The 13849-nt window shown below is 60.6% G+C and carries 13 protein-coding genes; 11 read left to right on the top strand and 2 right to left on the bottom strand.

Going from position 1 to position 13849, the window contains the following annotated elements:
- Positions 1 to 21 precede the first annotated feature (21 nt).
- Entirely contained in the window at positions 22 to 1224 is a 1203-nt protein-coding gene (tuf, locus tag ACTNB1_RS07095; RefSeq protein ID WP_441168557.1) for an elongation factor Tu, read from the top strand.
- 268 nt (positions 1225 to 1492) lie between these two features.
- Here the strand turns inward: tuf and ACTNB1_RS07090 are convergent, their stop codons facing one another.
- Complete coding sequence (locus ACTNB1_RS07090; protein WP_441168556.1) at positions 1493 to 2728, bottom strand: hypothetical protein; 1236 nt, start codon at positions 2726 to 2728, stop codon at positions 1493 to 1495.
- A gap of 124 nt (positions 2729 to 2852) precedes the next feature.
- On the opposite strand from ACTNB1_RS07090, the gene ACTNB1_RS07085 reads away from it, so the two are divergent.
- Together ACTNB1_RS07085 and ACTNB1_RS07080 are read left to right on the top strand one after the other, a co-directional pair.
- Positions 2853 to 3713 carry a mechanosensitive ion channel family protein gene (locus tag ACTNB1_RS07085; protein WP_441168555.1) on the top strand — a complete coding sequence of 287 codons (861 nt, stop codon included), beginning with the start codon at positions 2853 to 2855 and terminating at the stop codon, positions 3711 to 3713.
- Positions 3713 to 4240, top strand: a complete 528-nt coding sequence (locus tag ACTNB1_RS07080; RefSeq protein ID WP_441168554.1) for a hypothetical protein — start codon at positions 3713 to 3715, stop codon at positions 4238 to 4240. The genes ACTNB1_RS07085 and ACTNB1_RS07080 overlap by 1 nt, the downstream gene beginning before the upstream one ends.
- Before the next feature lie 47 nt (positions 4241 to 4287).
- Here ACTNB1_RS07080 and ACTNB1_RS07075 read toward each other — a convergent pair whose 3' ends face one another.
- Positions 4288 to 4764: a DUF4830 domain-containing protein gene (locus tag ACTNB1_RS07075; RefSeq protein WP_441168553.1), complete on the bottom strand. Its 477-nt coding sequence runs from the start codon at positions 4762 to 4764 to the stop codon at positions 4288 to 4290.
- A gap of 98 nt (positions 4765 to 4862) precedes the next feature.
- Here ACTNB1_RS07075 and ACTNB1_RS07070 point away from each other — a divergent pair, with 98 nt between their 5' ends.
- The 8 genes from ACTNB1_RS07070 to ACTNB1_RS07035 all read left to right on the top strand — a co-directional run bounded on the left by ACTNB1_RS07070 (position 4863) and on the right by ACTNB1_RS07035 (position 13838).
- Positions 4863 to 5579: a pseudouridine synthase gene (locus tag ACTNB1_RS07070; protein WP_441168552.1), complete on the top strand. Its 717-nt coding sequence runs from the start codon at positions 4863 to 4865 to the stop codon at positions 5577 to 5579.
- 191 nt (positions 5580 to 5770) lie between these two features.
- Entirely contained in the window at positions 5771 to 6862 is a 1092-nt protein-coding gene (locus ACTNB1_RS07065) for a PucR family transcriptional regulator (protein ID WP_441168551.1), read from the top strand.
- A gap of 92 nt (positions 6863 to 6954) precedes the next feature.
- Positions 6955 to 7647 (top strand): cell division ATP-binding protein FtsE, encoded by a 693-nt coding sequence (ftsE, locus tag ACTNB1_RS07060; protein WP_130868891.1) that lies wholly within the window; start codon positions 6955 to 6957, stop codon positions 7645 to 7647.
- Positions 7631 to 8521 carry a permease-like cell division protein FtsX gene (gene ftsX, locus ACTNB1_RS07055; RefSeq protein WP_441168550.1) on the top strand — a complete coding sequence of 297 codons (891 nt, stop codon included), beginning with the start codon at positions 7631 to 7633 and terminating at the stop codon, positions 8519 to 8521. The genes ftsE and ftsX overlap by 17 nt, the downstream gene beginning before the upstream one ends.
- A gap of 40 nt (positions 8522 to 8561) precedes the next feature.
- Complete coding sequence (locus ACTNB1_RS07050; protein ID WP_441168549.1) at positions 8562 to 9842, top strand: murein hydrolase activator EnvC family protein; 1281 nt, start codon at positions 8562 to 8564, stop codon at positions 9840 to 9842.
- A 35-nt stretch (positions 9843 to 9877) separates the two neighbouring features.
- Positions 9878 to 11137 carry a murein hydrolase activator EnvC family protein gene (locus ACTNB1_RS07045; protein ID WP_441168548.1) on the top strand — a complete coding sequence of 420 codons (1260 nt, stop codon included), beginning with the start codon at positions 9878 to 9880 and terminating at the stop codon, positions 11135 to 11137.
- Positions 11138 to 11215: 78 nt separating this feature from the next.
- Positions 11216 to 12343: a S41 family peptidase gene (locus ACTNB1_RS07040; protein ID WP_441168547.1), complete on the top strand. Its 1128-nt coding sequence runs from the start codon at positions 11216 to 11218 to the stop codon at positions 12341 to 12343.
- A 67-nt stretch (positions 12344 to 12410) separates the two neighbouring features.
- Positions 12411 to 13838: a MerR family transcriptional regulator gene (locus ACTNB1_RS07035; protein ID WP_441168546.1), complete on the top strand. Its 1428-nt coding sequence runs from the start codon at positions 12411 to 12413 to the stop codon at positions 13836 to 13838.
- Positions 13839 to 13849 lie beyond the last annotated feature (11 nt).

Below are 13849 nucleotides of genomic sequence, written 5' to 3'. Positions count from 1 at the left end.
AATTAAGGAGGAACATCCAAAATGGCTAAGGCTAAATTTGAGCGTACCAAGCCCCATGTCAACATCGGCACCATCGGCCACGTTGACCACGGCAAGACTACTCTGACCGCTGCTATCACCAAGTATCTGGCTCTGAAGGGCCAGGCTCAGTACGAGGACTACTCCAGCATCGATAAGGCTCCCGAGGAGCGCGAGCGCGGCATCACCATCAACACCGCTCACGTTGAGTATGAGACCGACAAGCGTCACTATGCTCACGTTGACTGCCCGGGCCACGCCGACTATATCAAGAACATGATCACCGGTGCTGCTCAGATGGACGGCGCCATCCTGGTTATCGCTGCTACCGACGGCCCCATGGCTCAGACTCGTGAGCACATCCTGCTGGCCCGTCAGGTGGGCGTGCCCGCCATCGTGGTCTTCCTGAACAAGTGCGATCAGGTCGACGACGAGGAGCTGCTGGAGCTGGTGGAGATGGAGGTCCGCGAGGTCCTGTCCAAGTACGAGTTCCCCGGCGACGACATCCCCATCATCAAGGGCTCCGCTCTGAACGCTCTGACCTGCGAGTCCGGCGACATCAACGATCCCGACTTCGCCTGCATCAAGGAGCTGATGGACGCTGTCGACGACTATATCCCCACTCCTGCCCGTAACGACGACCTGCCCTTCCTGATGCCCGTCGAGGACGTGTTCACCATCACCGGCCGCGGCACCGTGGCTACCGGTCGTGTGGAGCGCGGCGTCATCAAGATGAACGAGGAAGTCGAGATCGTTGGTCTGACCGACGAGAAGAAGAAGACCGTCGTCACCGGCATCGAGATGTTCCGCAAGCTGCTGGACTACGCTGAGGCTGGCGACAACATCGGCACCCTGCTGCGCGGCATTGCCAAGACCGACATCGAGCGCGGTCAGGTTCTGTGCAAGCCCGGCTCCATTCACCCCCACACCAAGTTCGTGGGCCAGGTGTACGTCCTGAGCAAGGACGAGGGCGGCCGTCACACCCCCTTCTTCAACAACTATCGTCCTCAGTTCTACTTCCGTACCACCGACGTTACCGGCGTCATCACTCTGCCCGAGGGCACTGAGATGTGCATGCCCGGCGACAACGTCGACATGAAGGTGGAGCTGATCACCCCCATCGCCATCGAGAAGGGCCTGCGTTTCGCTATCCGTGAGGGTGGCCGTACCGTGGGTTCCGGCGTTGTTATCGACATCGAGGAGTAATTCTCCTTTTCGCAAAAGGACCTGCCATAGGGCAGGTCTTTTTGCATCTAGGAGGATGTCCGCCCGAGGGAAAAGCGTTGTTATCGACGTCGGGGAGTAATCTGTACTCCTAGGAAGAGGACCTGCCGAAAGGCAGGTCCTCTTTGCATAGGAGGGTGTCCGCCCGAGGGAAAAGCGTTGTTATCGACATCGAGGAGTAATTCTCCTTTTCTTTTCTGCCTGGGTCAGTAAAAGGCGCCGGTCATAAGACCGGCGCCTTTTTCAGTGTTCATACTTGGTTTTGCTGCCACAGCGCTTCCGTGGCGAACTGGATCTTGGTGGCACTGAAGCCAGGCTCCAGCGGATAGAGGAAATAGGTGTTGTCCGGTGTGGAGAGGGTGACACATTCTCCCTGTCCCCGGTAGTCATATTCCGTGTGGATGGAAAAGGTGGACTTGGCGGGGAAACGCAGGGTATCCGGCTCTGCTGCGCCATAGTCGGTAAAGGTGAGAGCAAAGCCGCCAGGTCCGTGTTGAAGCCGACCCTCGCCCAGTTCAATAAAATTCACCGCGTTGGGCAGAGACTGCACCCGCACTCTGGTGTCCAGCTGGTATTGGCCCTGCCGGATTTCCTCCTCCACCTGGCTGCGCTGCCACTCATACCAGTCCGGGATGTGGGAGAACCGGGGGCCTTCCAGTTTGCCCAGCTCGTCCATCCGCCAGCGGGCGCCGCAGGCGGTGCAGAAGAGCTCCGCGCCCTGAGAGGCCATGGTGAACTCCGCCCCGCAGGCGGCGCATTGATAGAGCGGATGCTCCAGACCCTCCGCCCGCCAGGGCGCGTCGATGACCATGCCCTGCTGGGCCTGCCAGGCGTACTCGTCATAGGAAAGCGCCTCCTCCACCATGCTCTGGATCTGCTCCAGGGGCAGGGAAGCGGCCTCCTCCGCTGTCAGAAGCTGCGTCACATCGGCTTCCAGCCGGACGCCCTTCCGCTTTTTCAGGTTCCAGATGGGGGACTGGAGGTAGTTGCCCCGCATGTTGATGGTGACCACAGGTACCTTCAGGTAGCGAATCAGCTTGGCGGTGGAGGGCGGCAGGCGGGAGCTGGTGCCCACATTGGCGTACCGGGCCTCAGGATAGAGCACCAGAATACCGCCGCGGTCCATACAACGGCGGATATTGCGCACCAGCGCCAGATCATTGACGAACTTCCGGGTACCCAGACAGCCTACCTGCCGGTAGGGCCACTCCCCGTAGTACTCAAAGCCCTCCAGCTCAGAGACATAGTTGGCCCGGTGGGGGAAGAGACACAGCGGGGTGACATAGAAGTCCATGAAGGCGTGGTGGGTGCCCAGCACCAGAAAGGGAGGGCGCAGCCCTTCCATGTTGACTTTGCGGATTTTCAGCTTTCCGGACCGGGTGGACAGCCAGCTCCACAGCCACAGGGCCGGCATGATCAGGGCGTTCTGCCGGGGCGGCTCCCGCTTCCGGTCAAAGGGGGTGGGGTCGATCTTCCGCCGTTTCATACGGACATTTCACCTCCTGTTTTTTTCAGTATAGCACAGGCCTGCTTCCATTTCTAGCCTGGTCGGGAAGGACTTGTCCCCAGTGGAAAGCTATGATAGAATGGATGCCGAGAGGAGGGGAAATATGCTGACCAACCTGACCAATATCACGCCGGAAGACGCGGAAGAGACCATCCAGTCTGTCAGCGGTTTTTTCAGCAATCTGAATCTGCAGAAGATCATCACCATTGTTCTGCTGTTTTTGGGCTGCATGGTGACCATGAAGATCATCCTTAAGCTGGTGGACCGGGCCTTCATTCGTCTGGAGATGGAAAAGAGCCTGCATACCTTCATCCACGCCGCCCTGCGGGTGATCCTGTGGCTGCTGACACTGTGCATCGTGCTGGACTATATGGGCGTGCCCATGACCAGTCTGGTGGCGATGCTGGGTGTCTTGGGCCTGGCTGTGTCTCTGGCCATCCAGGGGACCCTGTCCAATCTGGCCGGCGGAATCCAGATCCTGGTCTCCAAACCCTTCAAGGCGGGGGACTATGTGGAGGCCGGCGGGGTGGGCGGCACCGTGAAGGAAGTGGGCCTGGCCTACACCAAGCTGGCCACCGTGGACAACAAGGTGATCTCCGTGCCCAACGGCCAGATTTCCGGGGAAAAGATCACCAACTACTCTAGCGCGGAGCGGCGGCGGGTAGACCTGGTGTTCGGTGTGTCCTACGATAACGACCCTCAGCAGGTGATCGCCTGCATCAAGTCGGTGGTGGGCGCCCACCCCAAGGCCCTTTTTACGCCGGAGCCCTTTGTGCGCATGTCCGCCCTGAAGGACAGTGCCATCGAATATACCCTGCGGGTCTGGTGTGCCACCCCGGACTATTGGGACCTGTATTTTGACCTGCTGGAGCAGATCAAAGCCGCCTTTGACCAGAAAGGGATCGAGATCCCCTACAATCAGTTGGATGTGCGTATTGTAGAGAAGAAAGAGAGTGTGTCATAATGGGTTACGGCAAGTATTCCGCGGTAGGCCGCGGACTGAACAAGATCTTTGTCGGCGGGATCCTGTCGATTTTTTCGTTTATCCCGCTGCTGGGCAGCATCCTGGCCCTGGTGGGTCTGATTCTGACTCTGGTAGGCCTGAACGAGGCCTCCCAGGTGGAGTATGACTACAAGACGGCCTTTATGCTGAGCATTGCCGCTATCGTACTGAACGTTTTGGGGCTGTTCCTTCCGTTCATGAACCTGATCGCCAGCATCTTGAACTTTGCTGTGGTCTATTGCATCTGCAATACCACCGCCGCTATCCTGGATGCGGAAGGGGACGGCGACACCGCCGCCAAGGGCCGGTTCGTCTGGAAGCTGTACGTCGTGTGCACCATTATCATGGTGGTGTGCGGCCTGCTGGCTCTGATCCCCGGCGTGGTGATTCTGGCGGCGCTGGTCATTATCCCCACCGCCATCGCCTCCGTTGTGGCGGGCATCCAGTACCTGATCTTCCTGTACCGGGCCTCGAACTTCCTGTCCTGAAGGAAAAGGAAAACAGCGCGGCGCTGTGCAGCGCCGCGCTGTTTTATTTAGGAGGGCATCTCCAGGCCGTGGATGAAGCCGCCCAGCTGGGCGGAGAGCACGTCTCCGCCGATGACGGTGTTTTTGTAGACGAGTAGGCCGGCCTGAACGCCGGTTTCCCCGGTGGGGTAGTTGTTCACCTGATAGGTGTACCGCTTTACCCGCTTGCCGGCGTACTCCGTCAGGTCGAAGCCCTGGGAGGCCTGAAGCTCCAGGTACTGGCTGTAGGTCTCGTCAAACTCCTCCGGGATCATGAGCTCCTCCACGGAGACAGGCTCCTCCGAGACGGACCAGCCGAAGCTGCTCAGATAGGCGATCCGGTCCTCGTTGGTCTTGACGCCTTTGGGACTGACGGCGGCGGAAGCGGCGGCGTCCCGCCCTCCCGCCAGGACGGACCCGGTCACCAGAATGCCGCACACCACAGCGGCGGCCACGGCCACGGCCGCGATCCGGCCTTTGCGGATCTTGGCGGTAAAGATAAACACAGCGCAACGCTCCCTTCCCAGATGCTGGTATTTCATGGATATGGGGGAGGAGCCGGGGATATGACGGAATATGGAAAAAAGGACAAGGAGGGCGGGAAATGGAGCGCCTGGATAAAATTTTAGCCAATACGGGCCGCTGGTCCCGAAAGGAGGTCCGGGAGCTGGTGCGGGCGGGCCGGGTCACGGTGAATGGCGTGGTGGCCCGGACGCCGGAGGAGAAGCATGACCCCGCCTCTGCCTTTCTGGTGGACGGCCAGCCGGTATCGGGAGAGCGGCTGGTTTATCTGATGCTCCACAAGCCTGCGGGGCTGGTGTCGGCCACCGAGGATCCCCGGGAGCCTACGGTGCTCACGCTGCTGCCCGAGCATCTCCGCCGGGTGGGCCTGTTCCCGGCCGGGCGGCTGGACAAGGACACCGAGGGGCTGCTGCTGCTCACCAATGACGGACCCCTGGCCCACCGGCTGCTCTCTCCCCGCTGGCACGTGGACAAGACCTATTTCGTCCGGGTGGATGGCCGGCTGGAGACGGCCGACACGGAGGCCTTCCGCCGTGGTCTCACCCTGGCCGACGGCCTGGAGTGCCTGCCGGCGGGGCTGGAGATTCTGGAAGAGCCGGACACCGCCATCGTCACCCTGCGGGAGGGCAAGTATCACCAGATCAAGCGGATGCTGGCCAGCCGGGGCAAGCCGGTGCTCTACCTGAAGCGGCTGACCATGGGACCGCTGACTCTGGACCCGGCTTTGGAGTCCGGACAGTGGCGGCCTCTGACGGAAGAAGAGCTGGCGGCCCTGCGGGAAAGCGGCGGACGCCTGTGACAGCGGCGTTTTTCGACAAAAGCAAAAGGCTTTAGGCATTTTCCACAAAAAACTTTGAAAAAGATATTGAAAAGAGAGAAAAGAATCGGTATAATATTGTCTGTTAAGCGAGAAGAGCCGTAAAAGAGGTCCCGCTGCTCACTTGCGGTGGGACAATTTGAGGGTACGGAGAAATAAAGGAGGCTGACACCATGTCCAGCAGAATTTTTCAGAGCGTTGTCTTACAGATGAAGGACAGCACAGACCGGGCAATAGGCGTGATCGACTCTGAGGGAACGGTGGTGGCCTGCAACGAGCTCAGTTGCATCGGTGAGCACTGGCCCGGCGCCGTTGACGCGGTGAACCGCGGAGAGGGGGAGAGCGTCCATTTTGAGGGGCGCACCTTCAAGGCGCTGACCGGCTGGGGTTCCCAGTTCGATTATGCCGCTTTTGCCAAGGGCGAGGACGGGGAGGCCCGGATGATCTGCTCCATGGCCACTGTGGCGCTTAACGGCGCCAAGACCTATTATGAGGAAAAGCACGACAAGGCTACCTTTGTCAAGAACATCATTTCCGACAACATCCTGCTGGGCGACATCTATGTCCGGGCCAAGGAGCTGCACTTCATCTCCGAGGCGCCCCGGGCGGTGTTCCTGATCCGGCAGGTGGAGACCACTGACCCGGCGCTCATCGACGTGGTCCACGCCCTGTTCCCCGATAAGCAGGTGGACTTCGTCCTCTCCATCAGCGAGACCGACGTTGCGCTCATCAAGCAGCTCAACGAGGGCGCGGAGACCCGGGACCTGTACAAGATCGCAAAGCAGATCGAGGACAAGATCACCGACGAGCTCCACATCCGGGTGGTCATCGGCATCGGCACCATCGTGGGCCACATCCGGGAGCTGGCCCGTGCCTACAAGGAGGCGGGCATCGCCATCGACGTGGGCCGGGTGTTCGACACGGAGAAGAGCATCATCAACTACGAGAACCTGGGTATCGGCCGGCTGATCTACCAGCTGCCCACCACCCTGTGTGAGATGTTCCTCCAGGAGGTCTTTAAGAAGAACCCCATCGACGCGCTGGATCAGGAGACCCTGTTCACCATCAACAAGTTCTTTGAGAATAACCTGAACGTGTCCGAGACCGCCCGGAAGCTCTTTGTCCACCGGAACACCCTGGTGTACCGTCTGGAAAAGATCAAGAAGCTCACCGGGCTGGATCTGCGGGAGTTTGACGACGCCATCACCTTCAAGGTGGCTCTGATGGTCAAGAAGTACCTGATCTCCCGGGGCATCGATAACTGAAAAAACGTCAGGAGGGACGCCGGAAACGGCGTCCCTCCTGGTGCTGAACAGATCCTTAGAACACGATAAATACATACGGTGAGGTACCAAGTGTGATACGTCTGATCGACATTCAGAAGTCCTATGACAATGGGACCAAGGCCCTGAAAGGGGTCAATATGCGCATCGACGACGGCGAATTTGTCTTTCTGGTGGGGCCTTCCGGGTCCGGCAAGTCCACCATCCTGAAGCTGATCACGGCGGAGATCGCCCCTTCCGCCGGCCGTCTGATGGTCAACGGCTATAATCTGAACAACATCCGGCCCCGCCAGGTGCCCTATATGCGGCGCACCCTGGGGGTTATCTTCCAGGATTTCCGGCTCATTGAGAAAAAGACGGTGCAGGAAAACCTGGTATTCGCCATGCGGGCGGTGGGGGCCTCTCCCCGTGAGATCCGCAAGCGGGTGCCCTATGTGCTGGAGCTGGTAGGCCTGGACCAGAAGGGGGACCGGCTGCCCAGCGAGATCTCCGGCGGCGAGCAGCAGCGCGTGGCCATCGCCCGGGCGCTGGTGAACAATCCCCAGATGATCATTGCCGACGAGCCCACCGGCAACCTGGATCCCATGCGGTCCCTGGAGATCATGATGCTGCTGGAGCGCATCAATGAACTGGGCACCACCGTGCTGGTGGTCACCCACGAGCGGGAGCTGGTCAACCGCTTCTCCAAGCGGGTGGTGGCCATCGAAAACGGACGGATCATCAGCGACGAGACAGGTGGGTATTATAATAATGAAACAACGATATGATTTTGGCTATTTCTTCATGGAGGGCTTCCGCAGCATCTTCACCCATGGCCTGATGTCCTTCGCGGCTGTGTGTATGATCGTGTGCTGTCTGCTCATCATGGGGTCCTTCTCCCTGGTGGCGGTGAACGCCTCCCACATGTTCAGCGATCTGGAGAAGGAAAACCAGTTTACTGCTTATATTGAAGACACCCTGACCCAGGACGAGGCCCGGGCTCTGGAGACCCAGATCGAGAACGTCCCCAATGTGGCTCGTGCGGAGTTCGTCACCAAGGAAGAGGCCCAGGAGGAATTTGAGGCCGATTACGAGGGCAACCCCCTCTTTGAGGGCCTGCCCTCCGACGTGTATCGGGACCGGTTCCATATCTACCTGGAGGATATCAGCAAGCTGGCAGAGACCGAGGCGGCGGTGGACGACATCGAGGGCGTAGCCTGGACCAAGTCCGCCCCTGAGATCGCCGAGGGCTTTACCGTCATCCGAAATGTAGCGGGAGCCGTGGCCATCATCCTGGTCATCATCCTGCTGGCGGTGAGCCTGTTCATCATCGCCAACACCATCAAGCTGGCCACCTTCAACCGCCGGGAGGAGATCGCCATCATGAAGATGTGCGGCGCCACCAACTCCTTCGTCCGCTGGCCCTTTGTGTTTGAGGGCCTGATCCTGGGCCTGTTCGGGGCCCTGGTGGCCTTCTTCCTGGAGTGGGGCATCTACGTCCTGGTGGGACGTGCCATCACCACTTCGGACACCATCAACCTGATCAATGTCCTGGCCTTCCAGCCCATGGCCCTGCGGGTGCTGGGCGTGTTCGTTCTCACCGGCTTCGTCATCGGCGCCGGCGGTTCGGTGATGGCCATTCGGAAGTTCCTGCAAGTGTAACAAGTACAGCAAACCCATCCCTGGAGAAAAGGAGTGCATCGTGGCAAGAGGCCGGAATACCCAGAAAAAACAGAACGTAACTACGCGGCAGACGGTGTTCGGAGGGCTGGCGCTGATGCTGGCCCTGCTGATGCTGCTGCCCATGCTCACCATGATCATCGGCAGCGCCGGTGCGGTGACCCAGAGCGAGATCGACGCCCTGAAACAGGAGCAGGAGGAGAGCCAGGCCCGGCAGGAGGAGCTGAAGGAACAGCTGTCCCAGGCCGAGGCGGAGCAGTCCGCGGCAAAGGACAAGCGGGACCTGCTGCTGGAGCAGCTGGACGCCATCAACGACGAGCTGAGCAACATCGAGCAGCAGATCGCCTGGTACGACGACGAGATCGCTCAGAAGGAAGTGGAGCGAAAAGAGGCCGAGGCCAGGGAAGCGGAGCAGTACGAGCTGTTTTGTGAGCGGGTGCGGGCCATGGAAGAGGAGGGGACGGTGTCCTACTGGTCCATCCTCTTCAATGCCGAGAGCTTTTCCGACCTGCTGGACCGTCTGGCCGACATAGACGCGGTGATGGACTACGACAACCAGGTGATGGAGGAGCTCACCGCCGCCCGGGAGGAGCTGGAGCAGGTCCAGGCGGAGCTGGAGAGCGCCCGGGCCGAGGAACAGGCCGTCAAGGAGCAGCAGGAGGCCAAAAAGGCCGAACAGCAGGCCAAGGTGGACGAAGCGGAGGAGCTGTTGGCGGAGCTCAACGCCAACGTGGAAGAGGTCAACCGTCTGCTGGAGGAGGAGGACGCCGCCGCGGCGGCCATCCAGGCGGACATTGAGAAGAAGCAGGCGGAGCTGGAGGCTCAGCGGCAGGAAGAGAATGTGACGCTGCCGCCGTCCAGCTCAGGGTATCAGTGGCCCCTGCCTGCCAGCAATCTGAAGCTGACCTCCGCCTTTGGCTATCGGATCCACCCGGTTACCCACGTGCCCCACAGCCATACCGGCATCGACGTTGCCGCCACCACCGGCACGCCCATCACGGCGGCCAAGAGCGGTCAGGTCATCATCTCTGAGATGGGTACTGGCTCCACCTGGTCCTATGGCAACTATGTGGTCATCGACCACGGGGACGGGACCACCACCCTGTACGCCCACATGAGCTACCGGGCGGTAAGCGAGGGGGATATCGTGACCCAGGGCCAGTACATCGGCGATGTGGGCGCTACGGGCAACGTAACGGGTCCCCACCTGCACTTTGAGGTGCGGGTCAACGGCCAGCGTGTGGACCCTGAGTCCTGTTTCCCCGACCTCTATGATTCCTTTATCCGCGCCTATAATTGGTAGGCAGACAGGCCAACGGCAGAAAGGAAGACAACGACGTGTCAAAAACGCAGAATAAGCAGAAGAAACAGAAGATCGATAAGCGCCGGGTGGTAGTGGGCGCGCTGGCGATCGTTTTGGTGCTGCTGATGCTGCTGCCTATGCTCACCATGATCATCGGCGGCGCGGGCGCGGTGACCCAGAGTGAGATCGACGCCCTGAAGCAGGAGCAGGCGGAGAGCCAGGCTCGGCAGAAGGAGCTGAAAGAGCAGCTGGCAGCCGCCGAGGCGGAGCAGTCCGCCGCGGAGGACAAGCGCAACCTGCTGCTGGCTCAGCTGGACGCTATCAATGACGAGCTGGACAACATCAACGAGCAGATCGCCTACTATGACGCCGCCATCGCCCAGAAGGAAGAAGAGCGCAAGGTGGCCGAGGCCAACGAGCAGGCCCAGTACGAGCTGTTCTGTCAGCGGGTGCGGGCCATGGAGGAGGAGGGAACGGTATCCTACTGGTCCATCCTCTTCAACGCCGAGAGCTTTTCCGATCTGCTGGACCGCCTGGCCGACGTAGACGCCGTCATGGACTACGACAACCAGGTGATGGACGAGCTCATTGCCGTCCGTGAGGAGTTGGAGCGGCTCCAGGCGGAGCTGGAGAGCGCCCGGGCGGACGAGCAGGCCGTCAAGGAGCAGCAGGAGGCCAAGAAGGCCGAGCAGCAGGAAAAGGTGGCTGAGGCCGAGAAGGTCCTGGACGAGCTGAACAAGAACGTGGCGGAGGTCAACCGGCTTCTGGACGAGGAGGACAAGGCCGCCGCCGCCATCCAGGCGGATATTGTCAAAAAGCAGAAGCAGCTGGAAGAGGAGAGAAAGCAGAACGGCACTACCATCGTGTCCGAGAGCGGCTATATGTGGCCCCTGCCCGGCTGGTACCGAATCTCCTCTCCCTTCGGCTACCGCATCAACCCGGTCAGCGGCCGGGCCCAGAACCACGGCGGCATTGACATCCCCGCCAACGGCGGCACGCCCATCCTGGCTGCCAAGAGCGGTCAGGTCATCACCTCGGTGTACGGCAGCGGTGCCTACTGGTCCTATGGCAACTACGTGGTCATCGACCATGGCAACGGCAACTCCACGCTGTACGCCCACATGAGCTCCCGTGCGGTGAGCGAGGGCCAGATGGTGAAGCAGGGCCAGGTCATCGGCTACGTGGGCACCACCGGAAACTCCACCGGCAACCACCTGCACCTGGAGATCCGGGTGAACGGCCAGCGCACCGATCCGGAGGCAAAATTTCCGGATCTGAATCTGAGCTCCTGGTAATAGACTGTAGTTACATAAGGGCGGAGGGGGAAGCCTCTCCGCCCTTATTGGATTTTTAGCGAAAGGATCTGAAGCCTGATGAAGACCAGACGTTTTACCGGCATCCACCTGGCGGCGGCCATCGTGCTTACCGCCCTGCTGTGCATCGGCGGGGGTTTCCTGCTGTTTAGGGCCTATGTGGGCACCTACGGTGCTTCCATGCTGGAGGCCCTGAAGCTGGTGGAGGACAAATTCGTGGGTGAGTATGACGAGACCGCCGCCGTGGACACCGCCCTGGAGTCTCTGGTGGACGCCCTGGGGGACCGGTGGAGCTACTATCTCACCGAGGAGGAGTACGCCGCCCAGAACCAGCGGCGCACCAACCAGTACGTGGGTATCGGCGTCACCGTTACCTATGAGCGGGAGGACGGTCTGCTGATCCAGGAGGTGACCGCCGGCGGCCCGGCGGAGGAAGCCGGCCTGCTGGCCGGTGAGGTCATCACCGCCGTGGACGGCACCTCTCTGGCTGGGGACGCCCGCTATGACGGTGCCTCCCTGATCCAGGGAGAGGAGGGCACTACCGTGTCCCTGGAGATCCTGGGAACCGACGGCGCCAGCCGCACCGTGGAGGTGAAGCGGGCCAGCGTGGACACCGACCCGGTGGTCAGCGAGATGCTGGAGGGCAATGTGGGCTATGTCCGCCTGCTGAACTTCTATGACAACAGCGCCGCCCGCCTGGAGGAGGCGGTGACCGAGCTGGTGGACCAGGGAGCCCAGTCCCTGATCTTCGACATGCGGAACAACGGCGGCGGCTACCTGAACCAGCTCACCGACATGCTGGACTTCCTGCTGCCCGAGGGTCCCATCTTCATCACCCGGGACAAGGCGGGCCATGAGGACATCACCTATTCCGACGCCTCCTGCGTGGATCTGCCCATGGTGGTGCTGGTGAACGCCGACACCTATTCCGCCGCGGAATTTTTCGCCGCCGAGCTCCAGGAGCAGGGCGTGGCCAAGATCGTGGGCGAGCCCACCAGCGGCAAGGGCTATTCCCAGCAGACCTTCGCGCTGTCTCACGGCGGGGCGATCGCCATCTCCACCGCCAGCTATTATACCGGCAGCGGCACCTCCCTTATCGGTACCGGCCTGACCCTGGACCAGGAGGTCTACCTCACCGACCAGGGCGACGCCCAGCTGGAGTCCGCTCTGGCGCTGCTGAATGGGTAAAATCTGCAAAAAGTCTTGACTGTAAAGGTACTTGATGCTTTATATTGAGGGTGAGGAGGCGAGATCCATGACCATCAAAGAGCTGGAGACCAGCCTGGGCATGACCCGTGCCAACATCCGTTTTTATGAGCAGGAGGGTTTTCTTTCTCCCGCCCGGGGTGCCAACAACTACCGCATCTACTCGGAGGAGGATGTGGAGACCCTGCGGAAGCTCAAGCTCCTGCGTCAGCTGGGCCTGCCTCTGGATACCATCAAAAAGGTGCAGCAGGGAGAACTGAGACTGGATACTGCTCTGGCTATGCAGCAGCAGGCCCTGGAGGAACAGCGCGCCGAGCTGGAGTGGGCCGGCCGGGTGTGCGCATCCATGCGCTCCGACCAGGTGGAGTACGCCACCCTGGATGCCGGCAAGTATCTCAACACCCTGGACCGCCCGGCGGAAGGGGAGGGGTATTTCAGCCTGAACAAGGACAGCGCTCCTATGGTGGCCTACCCCTGGCGGCGGTTCTTTGCCCGGTGGCTGGACATTCTCCTCTACGGTGTGCTGTGGTCTGCCTTCGGCATGCTGGTACTGCGGTTCAATCCGCCGGACGGCCTCTTTTTTACCCTTTTGGGAAGCTATTTGAATTACGGTACCATGCTGGTGGTGGAGCCGCTCCTGCTGTCCACCTGGGGCTATACCCCCGGCAAGTGGATCTTCGGCCTCCAGGTCAAGGACACCTACGGTGGAAAAATCTACTGGACCACCGCTATGGCCCGTACCTGGCAGGTCTTTGCCAAGGGCGAGGGCTATGGTATTCCGTTCTATAATCTCTACCGCAATTACAAGAGCTACCGGGCCTGTGTGGACTGTGAGACCCTGCCCTGGGAGGAGGAGTGTGGTTACGCCATCAAGGATGCAAAGACCCTGCGGTGCTGGGGCTTCGTGGGCGCGGCGGTGGCGCTGTGGGCGCTGCTGTTCTTTTCGACGGCCCAGGCCCAGATGCCCCGCCACCGGGGGATGCTTACGGCGGAACAGTATGTGGCCAACGTAAACGACCTGTATCACTACACCACCCAGAGCTCCGACCAGGTCATGGACGCGAACGGACACTGGGAGGAAAAGGGCAACGTCATCCACCTGTTTGGAGACGGCTCACCCGACCACCAGCTCACCCTGAACGAAGAAGGAAAGGTGACCGCCGTGACTCTGGTGGAAGAGGCGACGGGGCAGCCGGTGATATCGGACACCACCTTCAGCAAACAGCTGGCTGCCCTCTCTTTCGCGGCGGCAGTGGGGGACTATAACTGCATCAGCTGGCTGAACAGCGGTGTGCTGACTTCCATCGCGGAAGGCGGCTTTGGGGATTACACCATCCAGGCGGGAGATGTGACCATCACCCAGACCGTGCTTCGGGAGGGCTATCAGGACGCGGGAGACTGGCTGTTTGCGGATGACAGCGTTCCAGAGGACCAGCAGCGGTACCGGATGGAATTCACCATGACCCTCCAGGCGTAACAGAATAAAAA

The organism is Flavonifractor sp. HCP28S3_F3 (genome assembly GCF_052065355.1).
GTDB lineage: Bacteria > Bacillota > Clostridia > Oscillospirales > Oscillospiraceae > Flavonifractor.
This window is presented reverse-complemented; position numbering and strand designations above follow the sequence as displayed.